Source organism: Actinocrinis sp., assembly GCF_035650855.1.
Classification (GTDB): Bacteria; Actinomycetota; Actinomycetes; order Streptomycetales; family Catenulisporaceae; genus Actinocrinis.
This window is the reverse complement of record NZ_DASRGV010000193.1, coordinates 1-18499: the sequence shown is the minus strand read 5'-3', so window position 1 is coordinate 18499 and position 18499 is coordinate 1. Positions and strand designations below refer to the sequence as shown.

At 69.0% G+C, this 18499-nt stretch carries 18 protein-coding genes and 1 pseudogene; 10 read left to right on the top strand and 9 right to left on the bottom strand.

What is annotated here, in order from left to right; translation table 11 throughout:
- Both VFB40_RS14255 and VFB40_RS14250 read left to right on the top strand, forming a co-directional pair.
- On the top strand, positions 1-415 hold a 415-nt coding region (locus tag VFB40_RS14255; protein ID WP_324850817.1), incomplete at its 5' end, for a hypothetical protein.
- A gap of 198 nt (positions 416-613) precedes the next feature.
- Complete coding sequence (locus VFB40_RS14250; protein ID WP_324850815.1) at positions 614-2314, top strand: helix-turn-helix domain-containing protein; 1701 nt, start codon at positions 614-616, stop codon at positions 2312-2314.
- A 130-nt stretch (positions 2315-2444) separates the two neighbouring features.
- Here the strand turns inward: VFB40_RS14250 and VFB40_RS14245 are convergent, their stop codons facing one another.
- Entirely contained in the window at positions 2445-2765 is a 321-nt protein-coding gene (locus VFB40_RS14245) for an EthD family reductase (RefSeq protein WP_324850813.1), read from the bottom strand.
- 167 nt (positions 2766-2932) lie between these two features.
- Between VFB40_RS14245 and VFB40_RS14240 the strand changes: the two genes are divergently transcribed.
- Entirely contained in the window at positions 2933-3913 is a 981-nt protein-coding gene (locus VFB40_RS14240; protein ID WP_324850811.1) for an AraC family transcriptional regulator, read from the top strand.
- Here VFB40_RS14240 and VFB40_RS14235 read toward each other — a convergent pair.
- The 6 genes from VFB40_RS14235 to VFB40_RS14210 all read right to left on the bottom strand — a co-directional run bounded on the left by VFB40_RS14235 (position 3899) and on the right by VFB40_RS14210 (position 7581).
- On the bottom strand, positions 3899-4756 hold the full coding sequence (locus tag VFB40_RS14235; protein ID WP_324850809.1) for an MBL fold metallo-hydrolase: 858 nt from the start codon (positions 4754-4756) through the stop codon (positions 3899-3901). The two genes, VFB40_RS14240 and VFB40_RS14235, sit on opposite strands and share 15 nt — an antisense overlap.
- A gap of 77 nt (positions 4757-4833) precedes the next feature.
- Entirely contained in the window at positions 4834-5265 is a 432-nt protein-coding gene (locus VFB40_RS14230) for an Rrf2 family transcriptional regulator (RefSeq protein WP_324850807.1), read from the bottom strand.
- Between the two features lie 101 nt (positions 5266-5366).
- A complete protein-coding gene (locus VFB40_RS14225; protein ID WP_324850805.1) occupies positions 5367-5972 on the bottom strand; it encodes a peptidoglycan-binding domain-containing protein in 606 nt (201 codons plus the stop codon).
- Between the two features lie 141 nt (positions 5973-6113).
- On the bottom strand, positions 6114-6572 hold the full coding sequence (locus tag VFB40_RS14220) for a MarR family winged helix-turn-helix transcriptional regulator (RefSeq protein ID WP_324850802.1): 459 nt from the start codon (positions 6570-6572) through the stop codon (positions 6114-6116).
- Positions 6569-7195 (bottom strand): DJ-1/PfpI family protein, encoded by a 627-nt coding sequence (locus VFB40_RS14215; protein ID WP_414642092.1) that lies wholly within the window; start codon positions 7193-7195, stop codon positions 6569-6571. The genes VFB40_RS14220 and VFB40_RS14215 overlap by 4 nt, the downstream gene beginning before the upstream one ends.
- A gap of 35 nt (positions 7196-7230) precedes the next feature.
- Positions 7231-7581 carry a hypothetical protein gene (locus tag VFB40_RS14210; protein ID WP_324850798.1) on the bottom strand — a complete coding sequence of 117 codons (351 nt, stop codon included), beginning with the start codon at positions 7579-7581 and terminating at the stop codon, positions 7231-7233.
- Positions 7582-7931: 350 nt separating this feature from the next.
- On the opposite strand from VFB40_RS14210, the gene VFB40_RS14205 reads away from it, so the two are divergent.
- On the top strand, positions 7932-9767 hold the full coding sequence (locus tag VFB40_RS14205) for a phospholipase C (protein ID WP_324850819.1): 1836 nt from the start codon (positions 7932-7934) through the stop codon (positions 9765-9767).
- A 140-nt stretch (positions 9768-9907) separates the two neighbouring features.
- Here the strand turns inward: VFB40_RS14205 and VFB40_RS14200 are convergent, their stop codons facing one another.
- Both VFB40_RS14200 and VFB40_RS14195 read right to left on the bottom strand, forming a co-directional pair.
- Complete coding sequence (locus tag VFB40_RS14200; RefSeq protein WP_324850796.1) at positions 9908-10780, bottom strand: LLM class F420-dependent oxidoreductase; 873 nt, start codon at positions 10778-10780, stop codon at positions 9908-9910.
- Between the two features lie 52 nt (positions 10781-10832).
- Positions 10833-11000 (bottom strand): hypothetical protein, encoded by a 168-nt coding sequence (locus VFB40_RS14195; RefSeq protein WP_324842038.1) that lies wholly within the window; start codon positions 10998-11000, stop codon positions 10833-10835.
- 173 nt (positions 11001-11173) lie between these two features.
- Between VFB40_RS14195 and VFB40_RS14190 the strand changes: the two genes are divergently transcribed.
- The 6 genes and pseudogenes from VFB40_RS14190 to VFB40_RS14165 form a co-directional block, all read left to right on the top strand.
- Positions 11174-12019 carry a hypothetical protein gene (locus VFB40_RS14190; RefSeq protein WP_324850794.1) on the top strand — a complete coding sequence of 282 codons (846 nt, stop codon included), beginning with the start codon at positions 11174-11176 and terminating at the stop codon, positions 12017-12019.
- 205 nt (positions 12020-12224) lie between these two features.
- On the top strand, positions 12225-12947 hold the full coding sequence (locus VFB40_RS14185; RefSeq protein WP_324850792.1) for a hypothetical protein: 723 nt from the start codon (positions 12225-12227) through the stop codon (positions 12945-12947).
- Positions 12948-12960: 13 nt separating this feature from the next.
- Entirely contained in the window at positions 12961-15075 is a 2115-nt protein-coding gene (locus tag VFB40_RS14180) for a protein kinase domain-containing protein (protein WP_324850790.1), read from the top strand.
- Between the two features lie 198 nt (positions 15076-15273).
- Entirely contained in the window at positions 15274-16125 is an 852-nt protein-coding gene (locus VFB40_RS14175) for a DUF72 domain-containing protein (protein ID WP_324850788.1), read from the top strand.
- A 239-nt stretch (positions 16126-16364) separates the two neighbouring features.
- The gene (locus VFB40_RS14170; protein ID WP_324850785.1) at positions 16365-17969 is read left to right on the top strand and encodes a glycoside hydrolase family 53 protein; all 1605 of its coding nucleotides are present in this window, start codon (positions 16365-16367) and stop codon (positions 17967-17969) included.
- A gap of 225 nt (positions 17970-18194) precedes the next feature.
- Positions 18195-18499: pseudogene (locus VFB40_RS14165) on the top strand (B12-binding domain-containing radical SAM protein); the annotation flags it as partial.

Here is an 18499-nt window from a genome sequence, read left to right as displayed (position 1 = left end):
CACGCTTGGCGTTCTGCTCGGGGGTGCTGGGGCGCCCGCGGCGAGCGCAGCCGTCATCCCGGCGGGTCCCGGCTGTGACGCCGGCTGCTCGCAGACGTACAACCAGTCCGCCTACGGCGTGTACGCGGCGCACGACTGGTGTGACTCAGGCAGCTACCACGGGCCGTGTGTCGACCACGGCTCGTATCACAACTCGTACATGTGGATTCCGGCCGGCGGGCACACTCCGCTGAATCAGGACTGGGACACCTTCCGGATCGACGCGGGCTGGTGCTACCGGATCACCATCACATACGCGTACGGGCTGTACTCCGAGGACTTCACCTACGACCAGCGCGGCAAGGGTGAGGTGTGGATCCCGATCCACAACGACGAGACCGGAATCGTCCGGTTCCAGTCCACGTCGAGCTGCTGATTGAAAACGGGGGTATGAGCCTGCCCGGCCTGACGGACGGCCGGGCAGGCTCATTGCTACGCGTGTGCGTTAAGGGCGCTTCTCCTTGACACCGGTCTTCGCCCTCGGATTGACTCGACGAACGTGCTGTGAGGGGGTGGCAACGCTCAACTCACCCCGCGCGGCACGACGAGGGCTTCCGGGGGTGAGGAACGCAACGTGGCTGCGCCGCATTCTCCGTCCGCCGAGCTCGGCGACTCGCTCGCGGAGTTGAAGCGTCGCAGTGGCCGTAGCTACGAGTGGATCGGCAAGCGGGTCAATCTCAGCAAGTCGGCCGTGCACCGTTTGTGCGCCGGACAGTCCGTGCCACCGGAGTTCGGCAGGATCGAGCAGGTCGCGCGCGCCTGCGGCGCTGGGGCGGATGACATCGCAGGGCTCTTTGCCCTGTGGCGGCAGGCGATCACCGAGGACCGGCACAGTGAAAGCGCACCGAGCGTCGCTGGCTCACCCGCACCGGCTGTTGTCGCCGGGCCGCGCACACTGACCGCCGCCGCCGGTGCGCCTGATTCGGCGCAGTCACCTCAGCCCGCCGCGCACGTGGCGATGAAGAGACAGCGAACGCTGATACTGCTTGTCGCGATCCTCATCGCGTTGCTGGCTATCGCGAATACCTCGCAAGGCCCGTCGACGGCGGCCCGGGCGGTCGCCACGAACACCGCGCAACAGATCAGCGGCCCGGCCTGGTCCCTGCCGCCGCAGGCCGTGGCGTCGACGCTGTTCGGCGTGACGATCAACAGCTCGACCGGAATCATGCCGGCGTTCTCAGTGGGCGCCGTGCGGCTGTGGGACAGCGGGACGCGCTGGGCGGATCTCGAACCGTACCCCGGCCAGTTCGACTGGACGGTGCTTGACCGGCTGGTCTCCTCGGCGTTCGCGGCGCAGCATCCCGTGTTGTTCGTGCTCGGCGGCACGCCCGCCTGGGCCAACCCGGCCGCCCCACCGGCCCCGTATCCCGACGGCTCGCGCGCGGCGCCGCCGTCCGATCTACGCGACTGGGACGCGTATGTCAGTGCGCTGGTGAACCGGTACCGCGGACGGATCGAGAGCTACGAGCTGTGGCCGCTCGCCAACGATCACCGCTACTTCAACGGTCCGGTCGAGACTCTGGTGGACATGACCAAGCGGGCCGCACACATCATCCGCGCGGTCGACCCCAAGGCGACGATCGTGTGCCCCGGCATGGGAAATCTGTGGACCCCGGACGGCCAGAGCGTCCTGGAACAGTTCGCTCGCGCCGGCGGATACGACTACTGCGACGTCGCCGGCATCAAGCTGTACCAGCACACGGCTTCCGACCCGCCGGAAACCATGCTCACGCTGGCGCTCACCGTAGACCGGCTGATGCACACCGCCGGCATCCAGCCGCGGCTGTGGAGCACCGGCACGACCTACTCGATCAACCTGCAGGCTCCCCTCTCGCAGGAGATGGCCCGGGGGTACGCGGTCCGCTTCTACCTGGTCGGCATCTACGCGCGCAACCTCAACCTGGAGCGGATGTACTTCTACAACTGGGGCAGCGGCAAACTGCCGATCGTCCTGCAGGTGCCCGGAGGGGAACCGACGGCCGCCGCGCTGGCCGTCGAAGAACTCGAACGATGGCTCGTACACGCGCAGAGCCTGTCCTGCGGACACGGCCTGCCGATCAACCTGCCGGACAACGTCTGGCAGTGCGATTTCCGCATCACCGATCCCGGCCACGCGTACGAGGCGACGATCCGTTGGACCGACACGGGAACCGCAACCACCACCGCGGAGCCGGACATGGTCGCCGTAGAGGATCTCGACGGAAGCCGTACCGCAATCAGAGCGGGGGACACATTGACCATCACCGGCGACCCGATTCTGATCGAGCGACGCTGACGGCGTAGGTCAAGAATCAGATTGTTCTTGACGGGCTCGCAGTTATTTCGGGTGGCGGATTCGACCCTGGGTCCGGCCGACGAGAAACCGGCCGGACCCGGGCTGCGGGTATGAATCCGCTTTGCCGTGCTTAGGCGTCTTCGAGGATTTCCGCGAATGCGATGACCACGCCGCCGGTGGCGTGCTCGAGCGTGGCGGCGACCAGCGGACCAGCCTCCGCGGCCGCAGCGCTGGCCGCCGCGTAGTCGGTGAAGTACAGGTCCAACAGCCGGTAGGCCGGCGTCGGGCTGCCGTCCTCCTTGGGCCAGACCTTCGAGGCCTGCAACCGGGTCAGGCCGGGGAGCTTGCGCGCCAGCGCGAGCTGATCGGGGTAGGCCGCCTCGAAAGCCTCCGGGTCGGCGGGGTTGGAATAGACGAAGCTGATCTTGGTCGGATTGTTTTCCTGCGTCATGGAGGTACTCCTGGCCGTTAGTCTCGGTTGAAACCGGCGAGCGGGTCCCCGTTTCGCCGAGAAGTTGGAATATGACAGTGCGCCCCGTCACTGTTTGCCGATCGTAGCCAGAGGAATGAGCAGCGACCATGACCGCTCCGCCGACAAACCTTGCCGATCGTCCGGCGGTGCCGGCCGAATCGCTCGTGTTGCCGCAAGAAATCACCGAAACGGCGGTGCCCGAGGAGGCCGCGCTCGGGCTCGACGGAGAAAGTCAGTCCCATGATTTGCTCTCCGCGCTGCTGCGCAGCGTCCGGTTGAGCGGCGACCGGATCGTCGCATACGCGCCGCCGCGGATCTTCTCGATCGGTTTCGCCGGTGTCGGCAGCCTGCACTTCGTCGAAGAGGGCGGACTCGCCCTTCGGATCGGCGGACACCCGCGCGTCGAGCACGTAAGCCGCGGCGACGTCGTCCTGCTTCCCCGCGGCGACCGGCACTACGTCAGCGATACGGGCGGGGGCACGCGAGCGGCCACGGGTGCTGATTCCGCCGAGAGCGATGCTCCCGGGCCGGCGCGCTGGCTCTGCGGAACGTTCACGATCGGCGACCCGCAGGCCAGTCATCTGCTCGGGAGCCTGCCGGCCGTGATCATCCTGCGCGCGGGCGGCAGTCCGGCGCTCGAAGGGCTCGAAGTCGCCCGCCGGATGCTCTTGATCGAGATGGAGTCTCCCTCTCAGGGCTCTGCGGTCATGGTCGCCCGCATCCTCGACCTGATCTTCATTCAGATCCTTCGCGCCTGGGCCGCCGGCTCGGACGCCGAACCGAACTGGCTGGCCGGTGCGTTCGACCCGCAGATCGGCGCGGCCCTGAGCGCGATCCACCGGAGTCCCGACCACGACTGGACGGTCGAGGAACTCGCCCGCGCGTGCAACCTTTCCCGGTCGGCGTTCGCGGCGCGGTTCCTCGCTCGCGTCGGCAAGCCGCCGGCCACCTACCTCGCGCACGTGCGCCTGGATGCCGCCACCAACCTGCTGCGTGACACGTCCCTTTCGGTCGCGCTCGTCGCGAAGAACGTCGGTTACACGTCGGAGGCGGCGTTCAGTCGCGCGTTCAAGAACCGCTACGGCACGCCGCCGGCGCACTGGCGACGGGACCTACGCACCCACTGAGGCGGTGACGGCCTTGGCGGAGTTCCAGAGCACGCCGCGATTGACGCGGTCGGGGTAGCGGCTGATCATCGCCTCGTACAGGTCCAGGTAGCCGGTCGCCTTCTCGGCGGCGGCAGCGAAGTCCTGGATGTAGCGGCGGGTGCGCGCGATGTCCTCGGGGCTGTCGGGGTCGCCGTCGCGCTTGTGCCCGGAGACGACCGCGGCGGGCGCGAGCCGCTCGATGGTGTCGAGGGCGGCGAGCCAGTCGGTTCGTCCGGTGCCCTTGGACTCGGCCAGGTACAGGTGCACGTCGCCGTACACGGCGTCGCCGGCCACGACCAGGCCGAGAGACGGCACGTGCAGGGCGCTGGAGCCGTCGGTGTCGGCGTGGCCGAGCTCGAGCGCGTGCAGCTGCTCGCCCTCCAGCTCGATCAGGTTGTCGTCGCCGAGGGGTTGCGCGACCAAGTGGGTTTTCGAGATCTGGCCGGGGAAGCGGGGATCCCAGAAGCCGTCGAACCAGCGCGGACCGTACTGGGCGTCCATGTGCTTCACCACGCCCGCGGTGGAGACCAGCCTGGCGTCCGGGAAGCGCTCAAGGAGAGCCGGGGCGCCGAAGAAGTGGTCGCCGTGCGCGTGGGTGACGAAGATCGTGGTGAGGTTCTTGCCGGTGGCGGCCACCCATGCGGCCAGGGCGCGGGACTCCTCGATGGTCATCAGCGGGTCGACGAGCACCGCGTCGCGCTCGCCGTAGATCAGGGTGGAGGCGGTGGGCGACCACAGCCGGCGCGCCTCGCCCGGTGGCAGGTCGTCGGAGACCGCGGGCTTGGACGGCGTCACGTACACGGCGTATTCGAGGGTGGTCATTGCTGCTCCTTAGTTGTAACCAAGTTTGTTACGACAAGCGGCGCACTGCGACGCGCATCGGACGCGCCGTTGAATCGTCAGTGCACGGCGATGGACTCGCGCAGTACGTCGGCCACGCTGGTGCGGGCCAATTGCGCGCGCAGGGCCTGCTCGGCGCCGTCGTACACCGGGGTGAGGACGGAGCGGATGCCGTGGCCCACAGGGCACTTCTGGTTGGGGGTGGCGGGATGCAGGGCGAACAGCGGGCCTTCCTCGACCGCTTGGTAGACCTCGGCCAAGCTGATCGATTCGGGCGTCCGGGTCAGGCGCCAACCGGCCCCGGCGCCGCGCCGGGACTCGACCAGCCCTGCCTCGCGCAGATCCCCGAGCAGCCTGCGGATCACCACCGGATTGGTGTTGACGCTGTTGGCGACCTGCTCGGAGGTGGCCACCTCGCCGCCCATCCGCTCGTTCAGGCCGATCCAGGCCAGCGCATGGGCCGCGATGGTCAACCTGCTGTTCGCTCCCATCCCGCACCTCCTGTTGTAACCATAGCAGTTACAACAGGGGCGTCAAGTGCGGTGCCGGCGTCAAGTGCGGTGCCGGGCTGTGCGAGATCCGGTCCCGTCGGTCAGCCTGACAACGCCTCGCTGATCAACGCCTGCCAGGTCTGCGGACCCACGATGCCGTCGACTTGGAATCCCGGCACCTCCGTCTTCATCGCGTTCTGGAAGGCCACGACCCACGCCTTGGTCTTGGGCCCGAAAATCCCGTCCACGACCAGCGAGCGGCCGTCCTTCAGGTTCCGGAAATTAGCCTGGTCCTGCACGGCGCGTACCGCGTAGCCGCGACTGCCGTACTGGACCGTGACGACCAGGGCCCTCCAGGTCGCCGCATCGACCACCCCGTTGGCCGGCAGCCGGTGCGCACGCTGGAACGCGACGACGGCCGCATTCGTCAGCGGCCCGAACGCCCCGTCGACCGTGAGCCTGGCACCGCGCGCGTCCAGCAGGTATTGAAGCGACCTGACGGTGGCGCGCGGCCACTGCGCGTTGCTGCCCTGGCGCAGCACCGGCCAGCTTGGCAGGGTGACGACCGCCGCGGACGCAGTCGCGGATGTCGCCGCCTGCGCCTTCGCGACCGGTGCTGCCTGGGTGGCTGACGCCGCTGGAGCGCCGACAGCCACCGCGGCGATGACCGCGACGGCTCCGGCCCCGATTCGCTTGCCTGTATTCATGACCGACTCCTCCCGTGCGTTGATCCGCGCACGGCGCGTGGAGAGTTCTTACCTTCATGGAATCAGAGCACGAGCTGCTTCTTTCGTGGCGAAGGTCCCTGGCAGAACAGTCCAAATACCTCTTTCCCGGTCGCGAAGACGTCAGTCTTCTGCGATCTTGTCCATGGCCTGGGTCAGCGTCCGCAGAGCACTCAGCACCCTCTGAAACTCCTCGGTGCCGAGGTGTTCGGCCAGCTGTTGCGCCAGTGCGCGATGCGCGGGGCTGATCCGGCCTATGGCGGCTCGGCCGTCCTCGGTGAGCGCCAGCAGTTTGGCGCGGGCGTGGGCGGGGTTCGGCCGGTATTCGGCCAGATCCCTGTCGACCAGCAGGTCGGCGATGCGCTGCACGCTTTGCCGGGTGATGCCCATGGCTCGGGCGATCCCGGCGACGGGCAGCGGCTCGCGCACCACCGCGCCAAGCACCTGCCACCAGGCCGCAGTCAGGCCCGCGGGCCGGGCGAGTTTCTCGGAGACGTCGAGGAACTGCCCGTTGAGGCGGAAGACCGCGAGTGCGGTACCCGAGAGCAGCTGCGCCGGATCGGTCGGCAGGTCGCTGTTCACTTCGCCCCCGCAGCCATCAGGACCGGGAAGGCGCTGGCGTCGGAGCGCCCGAACAAGCGGTACCAGGCGTCGAGCACGTCGGGCGTGTACAGGTCGAGCATCGCCAGCACCTCGCCCGCGAACTCGACCGGGTTCGTCGGACCCGCGGTGATCAGATTGCGGTCGGTGACTGCGGAAGCCTCGCGGTAGTGCGCCCCGCCCGCGTAGCCCGAGCCGGCCAAGTAGGCGGCGGCCCCGCTGGTGTGCTCCCGGTCGTCCAGAAGCCCTTCACGGGCAAGGCCGAGCGTGGCGCCGCAGATCGCGGCGACCGGCACCCCGGCGTCCAGGAACCTTCGGGCGGCCTTGGCGAACTGCGTGTTGCCGTCCGGGACGTTCCAGCTGTCGGCTCCCGGCAGGATCAGCATGGCCGAGTCGGCGGGATCGACCTCGTCGAGCGCCAGGTCCGGCAGGATGCGCATGCCGCCGGCCGTGGTGACCGGCGCACTGGACTGAGCTACCGTCCGAACCTCGTACCGTCCGGGGGTGTGCTGGTAGGCGGCGGAGCGGATGTGGGCGATCGCGTGTCCGACCTCCCAGTCAGCGAGGGTGTCGTACACGGCCACGTGGACAGTCTGCGTCTTCAGCATGGACAGCATACTGTCAATTCGACAGCTTGCTGTCAACAGCTCCGGCGGGCAGCCCGCAGCCTCGGCCAGTGCTGCGGCCGGGAAAGGCGCCGATGCGGCCCGCGCCGGGCGAACCCCAGCGCCCGCACCGCGTCGTCGATCCCCGACCAGGCCGGCCGCATCGGCTCCTCACGCACGAGGCCGACGAGATCTGTCAGCGACACGTCGGGTCGCTCGCTGCGTTTCCCACAGCGGCACACGAAGACCACACGCGCCGACCCGGCGATGATCAACCAATCGCTGTCCCGTCCGCAGGTACAGCGCACCACGCGACGGACGTCCACGCCGCCCGATGAACTCGGCGAGCGCACGAAAACCGGGTCACTCGACTGCAACAACCGCATGGGCGACACGGGAGCGGACAACACGCCCTCCCTGATCGGTCCGGGTGTTATCAGGCCTCGACCAGCATGTCACCATGCCGCACCGCTCGACAGAACCGCGGCGCGCGTCGAGACCGAATCGAGACACGCGCGCAGAGGTCCGACGATCAGGCGAGGGGACCGGCAGCTTCTCCGTGCGACGGCGAGGCCGCGCGCGCCGCGGAAGGTGTTACTGGTGATGCATACGTTGCGGCGCGTGGAGTTCGCCGTGAGGGCGACATCTGTTCACGTCCCGTCGCTACGTTGCGCGAAGCGCAGCGTTCTGCTGAGCGGGCAAGCAGGCTCCAACCGAAGGAACACACGTGTTCAGAATGCGCACCGCCGCCGTCGGCGTCGCGGCCCTGGGCTCGGTCATCGCGCTGAGCAGTTCAGCGTTCGGCCAGGCGAGCCCCGGCCACCAGGCCGCCAACCCGTCGTGGGGCGAGACCACCACGCCGATCAAGCACCTGGTCGTCATCTACCAGGAGAACGTCTCCTTCGACCACTACTTCGGCACTTACCCGAAGGCCGCCAACACCTCCGGCCAGCCCTTCCACGCCAAGGGCGGCACGCCCAAGGCCAACACGCTCGCCGACACCAAGGGCGCCGGCGGCAAGGGCACGCTGCTGACCAACAACCCGAACAAGGACGCCTCGGGCAAGCAGGTCAATCCGCGCCGCCTCGACCCGGCCAACATCAACGACGTGCTGACCTGCGACCAGGACCACGACTACAACGACGAGCAGAAGGCGTTCGACGGCGGCGCGATGGACAAGTTCATCACCACCGTCGGCAACAGCAGCGGCACCAGCGGCACCGGCCAGGCGTGCAGCGGGTCCGACGTCATGAACTACTACGACGGCAACACCGTCACGGGCCTGTGGAACTACGCCCAGCAGTTCGCGATGAGCGACAACTCCTTCGGCACCACCTTCGGTCCGTCCTCCCCGGGCGCGATCAACCTGGTGTCCGGCGACACCGGCAACGTCGGCACCATGATCAACGGCGCGGCGACCGACGGCGACACGGTCAGCGACGGCGTGGGGGGAACGTCGCTGGTCTCTGACGCCCAGCCGTACTACGACGACTGCTCCGTGCGCGACGCGGTCTCCCTCAACGGCAAGAACGTCGGCGACCTGCTCAACGCCCAGGGCCTGAGCTGGGGCTGGTTCCAGGGCGGGTTCCGCCCGACCACCACCTTCGCCACGGCCACCGGCGGCGCCCAGCCGACCAGTGTGTTCACCCCGGACGAGTTCAAGGGCAAGTTCGCCGTCAAGCCCGCGTCCGACCAGGGCCTGTGTAACGCGGTGCACCCGGTCGGCGCCGCGGTGGGCGGCGTCGGCGGCACGGCCGCGGGCGCGAACAACTACGGCAACAAGGACGACTACATCCCGCACCACGAGCCGTTCCAGTACTACGCCAGCACCGCCAACCCGCACCACCTGGCCCCGGCCTCGCTGGCCGCGATCGGCACCGACACCCAGACGATCACGAACGGCGTGCCGCAGTTCAACACGGCCAACCACCAGTACGACACGAGTGACTTCGACGCGCTGGTGTCCGCGATCTCGCGCGGCTACCTGTCCGCGGACCACCTGCCCGCGGTCAGCTTCCTGAAGGCCCCCGGCTACCAGGACGGCCACGCCGGCTACTCGGACCCGTACGACGAGCAGCAGTTCATCGTCAACGAGGTCAACGCGCTCGAGCACACCCCGGACTGGTCCAGCACCGCCGTCGTGGTCTCCTACGACGACTCCGACGGTTACTACGACCACGTCTACAGCGGCGTGCACAACCCGTCGAACACCACCAACGCGCCCACCCCGCCCGGACCGCAGGACTTCCTGAACGGCACCGGCGTGTGCGGCAACACCGCGGCCACCACCCCGCTGGCCGGCCAGAACGGCCGCTGCGGCTACGGCCCGCGGCTGCCGCTGCTGGTGATCTCCCCGTTCGCCAAGCACAACTACGTCGACCACACCCTCACCGACCAGAGCAGCATCCTGAAGTTCGTCGAGGACAACTGGCGGCTGCCGCGCATCTCAGGCTCCTACGACGCGATCGCCGGGACGCTCGACCACATGTTCGACTTCGACGACCGCCGCGGCGACAACCGCGCGCTCTTCCTCGACCCGGTCACCGGCCAGCCCGCCGGCTACCGGTCCTGACCGCTGACGCGTGAACCGCTGACGCGTGAACGGCAGATGCGTAAACCCGCTGTCTTGTGATCGCGGCTAACGCGTAACTCGGCATAGCGACAGCAGCAACGGCCGCCGCCTCGAACTCCCGAGGCGGCGGCCGTCCGCGTTCAGTGGTGGCCGGAGGCGAGGCCGAAGCGTTCGGCGAAGGCCGTCAGCTGCTCGCACTGCTCTTCCGGCTCGCCGTCGGGCGCGCCGACGAGGATGCGCGTGACTCCCTCCTGCGCCAGGCGTTCGACGTATTCGGCCGTCATCTCCAGGTGCCCCATGCGCGCGTAGGTGATGCCGTCCGGATCGCGGCCGGCCTCCTGCGCCGTCGTCCGCACCAGCTCCCAGAGGGCTTTGCGGTCGTCGTCGCGCAGCGATCCGCCGGGCAGCCAGCCGTCTCCGTGACGTCCAGCGCGCCTGGCCGCAGCCGGACTCGACCCGCCGACGTGGATCGGAAGCCCGGCCTGGCCCAGCGGCTTCGGGTAGCTGAAGACGTTGTCGAGATCGAAGAACTCGCCGTGGAACGTCGCGCCGTCCTCGTCCTCGACCCACAGCCGCCGCAGCACCTCGATCGCCTCGTCCGCGCGCCGTCCACGCGTGCCGTAGTCGACGCCGACTGCCGCCGCCTCCCCGGGCAGTGCCCCGACGCCGACGGTGAGCAAGCGCATGCGGCCGCGCGAGAGCACGTCGATGGTCGCCAGGCGCTTAGCCAAGGTCACCGGGTGGTGGTACGGCAGCAGCAGAACGCCGGTACCGAGCAGAATGCGCTCGGTACCGGCGGCGACGAAGGTCAGGATGTCCAGTGGGTCCGGGAACGGCAGCGTCGGCGGCACGGACCAGGAGCCGAGCTGCGCTCCCGGATACATGGCCACGTGCTCCGGCACGTACAGGGCGTCGAAGCCGCACTGTTCGGCGTGGCGGGCCACCGTCATCAGCCGGTCCGGATCGGCGCCGAAGAAGGGCGTGCTGTAGCTGAGCGCGAAGGTCGGGTTCACCTCAGCTGCAGCATCGCCCCGGCGGATCTTGTTCCGGCTGGTGCCTCGGCGATCAGCGGCGGCGCGCGTACCAACCGGTGCCGACGCCGAGCAGGTGCAGGGCCAGACAGGTCAAACCGGCGAGCATCAGGCTGGTCGGACTGAACCAGGCGTTGGTCGAGGTCCCACTGCCGTTGATGAAGAACGCCACGGCGAACAGGACTGCGGCGATGGCTCCCATGCGGCCTTCCTTCCGATCTTTATCGCAGGTTTCGGATACCGCCGCATGCCCGCCAGCTGGATTTCCATGCGTGTGGCCCGGTCGCGGGCGGGGATGACGATGAGGACGAACGGGGATGCGGCCGGTGGGTTAGCATCGAAGAGTCAGACTCCTGACCAGGGAGGGAGCGCCCGATGGCGTATTCCGTGGAGATCAGCCGGGCCAACCCGACCTGCTTCGTATTCCTGCTGGACCAGTCCACCTCGATGGAAGACCCGATCGCGGCCGGCGGTGAAGGCACCCCGAAACGCAAGGCGGACGCGGTCGCGGACGCGCTGAACCGGCTGCTGTTCGAGCTGTCGCTCAAGTGCGCCAAGGAGGAGGGCGTGCGCGACTACTTCCACGTCGCGGTGCTCGGCTACGGCGCGCGGATCGGCTCCGCGTTCGGCGGCGAGCTGGCAGGCCGGGATCTGGTGCCGCTCAGCCAGGTCGCGGACAATCCGCTGCGGGTGGAGGAGCGGGCGAAGAAGGTGCCGGACGGCGCGGGCGGCCTGGTGGAGACCACAGCGCGGTTCCCGGTGTGGGTCGATCCGGTGGCGAACGGCGGCACGCCGATGACGCAGGCGCTCGGCCAGGCCGCGGCGCTGGTGGAGCGCTGGGTCGGCGAGCGGCCCGGCAGCTTCCCGCCGATCGTGCTCAATCTGACCGACGGCGAGTCCACCGACGGCGACCCCTCCGAGGTGGCGGCAGGGCTGCGTTCGCTGGCGACCGCCGACGGGCCGGTGCTCGTGTTCAACCTGCACGTGAGCGCCGGGCAGGCGGCACCGATCGTGTTCCCGGCGAGCGACGCCAACCTGCCGGACGACTTCGCGCGGCTGTTGTTCGGCATGTCCTCGCCGCTGCCGCCGCACATGCTCCACTACGCGACGACGCAGGGAATCGCGGTCTCGGAGGGCAGCCGGGGCTTCGTCTTCAACGCCGACATCACCTCGGTCGTCCAGTTCCTCGACATCGGCACCCGTGCGACCGACCTGCGTTGAGGACGGACGGCTCGTGCACGCGGTACCGCGCCACGCCGTGGTCAGGCGCGCAGTGTTGAGGCGCGCGCCGCTGACGCCGGCCGGGTTGAGCTACACGGTGTTGAGCGGGCCGAAGATCGGGTCAAGCGAAACAGAGTACGAAGATGCTTGGTTCGTCTCCGCGCAGCGGACCGGCCCGCGCGCGTCCGCGACCGGGGGCTGCACGGTGGCGATCGCGGACGGCGCCTCGGAGAGCATGCTGGCGGGCGCGTGGGCGGACCGGCTGACCCGGGCCGTGGGTGGATTCGCGGGGCGGGACTTGGGCGCGGACGTGTTCGCCGAGCGGGTCTGTGCGGCGGCGGCGCGGTGGCCCGCACACGTGGAGCGATACGTGCGGCGGCGCGGGCGGATCGGCCGGCCGATCGCCTGGTACGAGGAGTCAAAGCTCGAACAGGGCGCTTACGCCACACTGCTCGGCGTCTCCTTCCGCTGGAGCGCGGAATCTGAATCAGAGCTCGCACACTCAGCGGGCGTCCTCGGCGGAACCTGGAGCGCGGCTGCGCTCGGTGACGCGTGCGGATTCCACGTCCGCGACGCCCGGCTCGCCGAAGCGTTCCCGCTGGAGCGCTCGGCCGACTTCGACACCAGCCCGCACCTGGCCGGTACCCGCGCACCGGACCGCGAACTGATCGAGGCGCGCACCGTGGTCCGGCATGGGACCTGGTCGCCCGGAGACGTCTTCTACCTGGCGACCGACGCGGCCGCGCAGTGGTTCCTGGCCGAGGCCGAGGACGGCCGAGAGCCATGGCGCGAGATCGATGAGGTCTGCGACGCAGCAGCCCCCGGTGATGCGCGCGCCTGGCTCGATAAGCTGCGCTCGGAGCGCGTCATGCGCAACGACGACGTCACGATCGTGCGCTGCCGGCTCGACGCGAACGCAGTGCGCTGATGGCGGGGCCCGCGTGAGTACCGTGGTGACCTTCCCGAGCAGCGGGGCGTACGTGGACGCGCTGCAGGACACGCGGCGTTGCTTCGTCGATCCCGAGCTTGTCGGGTGCACGATCCGCACCGACCGCTTCGGGTTGCCGCGACCTATCTCAGGGAACTTCGCCAGCGTCTTCACCGCGGACACCGCCGGCGGACGCCGCCTCGCCATCAAGTGCTTCACACGCGATGTTCCGGATCAGCAGGAGCGATTCCGGGAGATCGGGGCCGCGCTGCGTGACGTGCCGGCGCGATGGAAGGTCGAGTTCCGCTATGTCGAGACCGGAGTGCTGGTGCAGGGCAAGCCCTATCCGGTGCTCGTCATGGAGTGGATCGAGGCCAAGCAGCTGATCTCGTGGATCGAGGACCGGCTGCGCACCGGCGATCGCGCCGCCCTCGGCCGGCTGGCGGACGGCTTCGCGCAGCTGGTCGCGGGCCTCGAAGCGGCCGGACTCGCCCACGGCGACCTCCAGCACGGCAACCTGCTGGTCACCGCGCGCGGAGAGCTGAAGCTGATCGACTACGACGGCATGTACGTGCCCGCGTTGCGCGATCGGCCCGCGATGGAGCTGGGCCAGCCCAACTACCAGCACCCGCGGCGCACCGCGAGCGACTACGGACCCTGGCTCGACCGCTTCTCCGCCCGCGTGATCCACCTGTCGCTTGCCGCGCTCGCCGCCGATCCGACGCTCTGGTACCGGCTGCACAAGTCGGGCGGCGAGTATCTGCTGCTGCAGAAGTACGACCTCGAAGACCCGGCGTCGTCACCGGCGCTGGCCTCGCTCGGCTCCGTGAGCGCGCAGTTGCGTACGCGGGCGCAGGACCTTGCCGACATGGCCCGCAAGCCGCTCGACGCCATTGCGCCACTCGACGTGCCGGCGGCCAAGCAGCCGGACGGCCCGTCGAAGGCACAGAGTCCCGCGACGAACGGCGCGACCCTCGGCGGCGGCGCTTCGTGGCTCGACGATCACCTGCCCCCTCCGGCGCCGGTCCCGTTGAGTCGACCGACGCGGACGGCGCGCGCGGCGTGGTATGGCAGCCTCCTGTTCTTCGGCGTCGTCGCTGCCGCGTGTGCGTACGTCATACCACCGGTGTTCATCGGCGGTGCCGTCTTAGTCGCCGGTCTGCCGGCCGTCACGCCCTGGTGGATCAGCTTCCTGCGAAAGCCCGAAGTCAACGCGCGCCGAGCTCGGCGCAAAGCAGTGCACGCCGCACGCACCCAGGAGAAGCAGATCCAAGCGCAGCTGCGCTGGCAGCTCGCCGCGCGCGAGGAAAGCATCGCGACCTACCAGCGGGAGCTGCGCGCGCTCGCCGATCGCAGAAGCCGGATCGACCGGGACGCGGCCGCCGAGTACGCCAGGATCGACCGATGGCGGGACGAAGAGCTGGCGAAGCTGGTCCGCGAGCGCACCGAGATGCAGACCTGGAAGAGTACTGAGCTGGCACGGCGCACCTCGTCCGTCGAAGCCCGGCACCTCGCCGACGAACTCTCCAGACACCGCATCGACGCGGCCCAGATCTACGGCATCGGCCGCGCCGTCGTCGCCGAACTGGAGACGGCAGGCATCCGCACCGCTGCGGACTTCACTGGCATCCGCGTCGATCGGGGCTTCGGCCGCTCCACGCATGTGCGCGTGCTGCACCGCGACGGCCGCGCGCTCAAGGTGCCGATGGTCGGCGAGGTACGCGCCCGGCACCTGGAGGCCTGGCGTATCGGCCTGGTGAACCGCGTACGCGTCCGCATGCCCGCACAGCTGACGGCCGCCATCCGAGCGCAAATCGACACCGAGGCGGCCCTCAGACAGTCCGGCATCACGGCGCGCGAAACCGCGATCAGGTCGGCCGCCGACGTCCAGCACAAGACGGCGCACGGCCAAACCCAGGCGCAGCGGGATTCACTGGCCGCCGACGAGCAGAGCACGCGATCGTCGCACAACACGGCGATCGCGGCGATCGACCGGGATTGCGCGCTGCACCGCGAGGGAGTCTCGGCGGCGCAGCATCGGCTACGCCAAGAACGCCGCGCGTTGGAGGCGTACCAGCCAGTGCGTTTCCGCAACTACCTGCGGGCGTTGACGTTCGGCCGGTCCTAGGCGGTGGTCGGCCGCCCGTAGCAGGCGACCCCAACACCGCAAAATCAATCAAGCGCGTCGGCCCCGTCCCGGCGCACAGTGAGGACATGCACTCCGCAGCGGACCCCGGACAGAGCGCCTTCGTTTCTGACGCCGGTCGAATCCGCTGGGCCTGCTCCTCTTCGCACCCTGCGATCGCGTAGTAGGTAGGCTCGAAGCATGAAACTCCACGTCGGCTGCGCGATGTGGACGCACGTGGCCTGGCAAGGCCGCGAGCTGCCGCACCCGCTGCCGCCCCGCGACCGGCTACGCGCGTACGCGAGGTGGTGCAACGCGGTCGAGGGCAACACGACGTTCTACGCGACGCCGTCGGTCGAGACGGTCAGGTCGTGGGCCGAGCAGACCGCTGCGGACTTCCGGTTCCTGCTCAAGCTGCCGCGCCCGATCACGCACGAGCGCCGTCTCGCCGACGTCGCCGAACCGCTGCGCGCTTTCCTCACCGCGATCGAACCCCTCGGCCCGCGCACCCACGCGCTGTGGGTGCAACTGCCGCCATCGTTCACCCCGGGCGACCTCGACGCGCTCGCCGGCTTCCTGCGCAGGCTACCGGGCAGATATCGCTACGCGGTCGAGGTCAGGCATCGTGCGTTCTTCGAGGATCCGCACTGGGAGCAGCGCCTCGAACAGGTCCTCGGCGAGGTCGGCGCCGAGTGGGTGACGTTCGATACAACGGTTCTGTACGAGACCCCGCCGAGCACCGACATGGAGCGGGAGGCGTGGATGAAGAAGCCGCGCCTCCCGCGTCGGCAGCGCGCCCTCACCGACCAGCCGATCGTGCGTTACATCGGCCGCGACGACGAGGAACTGACGGTCGCGGGCTGGCAGCCGTGGCTCGACACGGTCGTGGGTTGGCTGCGCGAGGGCCGCTCCCCGACGGTCTTCATCCACACGCCGGACAACGACGCCGCGCTCACGCTGGCGCGCCGCTTCCACGCCGACGTGAGAGCGCGTCTGCCCGAAGTCGAGCCGCTGCCGGAGGCGATTCCCGCCGCGCCGCCGACCCTGTTTTGAATCGGAGCCCCGGCGTGTCATGTCTGCCGCCTCGTGTCTGCCGTCGCATGCCCGCAGCCTCACGACGAGACGTGGTCGATCTGCTCCAGGAGCCTCGGTTCTGGGAGCGTTCACGGAAACGTGATGTGCGAAATCCCCTGCTGCATCTCGACTCTGGCGCACGCCGGTGATATCACTTGCGTCCGGGACTGTGAACGATCCCAATGACGGGAAGGCTGACCCGCAAGGGGAGTGGTGTGATGAAGTTACGATCATGGACGCGGCGGCTCGGCGTTGGCGCAGTCGTCCTGGCGCTCGGCGCGTTTCCCGTCGCGGCGCATGCGCAGGGCGCGGCCGATGGCTCGGAGCCGGGCAGCGGCGCGGTGGTCAACCCGGCGTTCAACCTCGACGGAAGCGCGACCGTCACGCCCACCGGCTGGACGGCCACCGGCACCGCCGGCGCGTCGTTCGTCGAGGCGACGGGCTACGGCTACAACGGCGATCCGTATCAGCTCACGCACTGGTCGTCCTCGGCATACCAAGTCACCACCTGGCAGCGCGTGACCGGTCTGCGCAACGGCGACTACACGCTTGGCGTCTGGGTGAAATCGGGCGGCGGCGACACGGCGAACTACATCGAGCTGCGGTCCGGGCCGGCCAGTGAGCGGACCGCCGTCCCGGTGATCTCCGACGGCAGCTGGCTCTACATCGTCACCTCCGTCCGGGTCAGCGGGCACGAAGCCGTCATCCGCCTGGTATCCGACAGCGCGGCCGGGGACTGGACCAACTACGGCCTCGTCACCCTCACTCCAGGGCACGCCTCGCTGCCGATCCGTGGCGGTGACGTGTCGAGCCTGGTGCGCGGCGAGCAGCTCGGCGGCGTCTACTACACCGCGTCGGGGCGGCAGGAGGACGCGCTGCGCATCCTCGGCGACGCCGGAATGAACTACGCGCGGCTGCGCGTCTGGGTCAACCCGGTGGACGGCTTCAACGACGAACAGCAGCTCCTGGCCGGCGCCCGCGAGGCGAGGGCGCATCACATGAAGCTGTTCCTCGACTTCCACTACTCCGACACCTGGGCCGACCCGGGCCACCAGAGCATCCCGGCCGCGTGGGCGAACGACTCGCTCAGCCAGCTGGAGGCGCAGATCTACAGCTACTCGGCCAAGGTTGTCAGCGACCTGGTTCGCCAGGGCACGCCGCCGGACATGGTGCAGACCGGCAACGAGGTGAACGGCGGCTTCCTGTGGCCGACCGGCCTTGACTACGGTTCGAGCACCGCGTGGCCCACCTTCGGCGCCCTGCTCAAGTCGGCGATCGCCGGAGTGAAGTCGGCTGACCCGCGCACGAAGATCGCCCTGCACATCGCCAACGCGGCCGACTGGGGCGGCGTCCAGTGGTTCTACGACAACGCGCAGGCGCAGGGTGTCCCCTTCGACGTCATCGCCCTGTCGTACTACTCGTACTGGCACGGCTACCTCGACGAGCTGCAGTCGACCCTCGACCAGACCGCCGCGCGCTACGGCAAGCCCATCGTGCTGGCCGAGACGGCGTACCCGTGGACGCTGGAGAGCGGTGACCCGACCGCGACGTTGAGCTTCAGCACCGCGAGCGAGCTGGAGACCGGCTATCCGGCGACCCCGGCCGGGCAGGCGGCGATGTTCCGCGACACGCTCAGCATCGTTCAGGCGGTGCCCGGCGGGCTGGGCCTGGGCGCGTTCTACTGGGAGCCGACCTGGACCGTGGTCAAGGGCAACGGCTGGGACCCCACCGACCCGAACTCGGGCGACGGCTGGGAAAACCAGGCCATGTTCGACTACAGCGACACCGCCCTGCCAGTGATCTCCGACTACGCGCCGCGTTAAGCGAATCAAGACGAACCTAGACAGACATACCGCATTTCTCAGCTTGTTGCTCCCGGCTGTCTCCGGGAGCAACAAGCTGTTTGTTTGCGCGGATAACCTCCCGGCCCGCCGATTGTGAGGGTTCTGTGATGGCGGCGTGGAGGAAATGTGTTGAATCAGTGCAGGTACTGTGCAGAATGCGGCACCGATATGCCGTCTGGGAAGCGGCCGCCGTAGCGTCCGGATATGCGCGTCACCATGATTCTTCCGGCCCTCACCGAGGCGACGAGCCCGCTGTTGCGGCCGGTGAAGTATTCGCTGTTTCCACCGCTCGGACTGGCCACGCTGGCGGGCTACCTCGCCCCCGACGACGAGGTGACCCTGATCGACGAGCACGTCGAGCGGATCGACCTGACTGCGATAGAGACCCCTGACTTACTTGTCCTGCAGCCCTACATCACCTCGGCCCGCCGGTCGTACGAGATCGCGGACGCGTTCCGGGCTCGCGGCGCGTACGTCGCGATGGGCGGGCTGCACGTCACCTCGCTGCC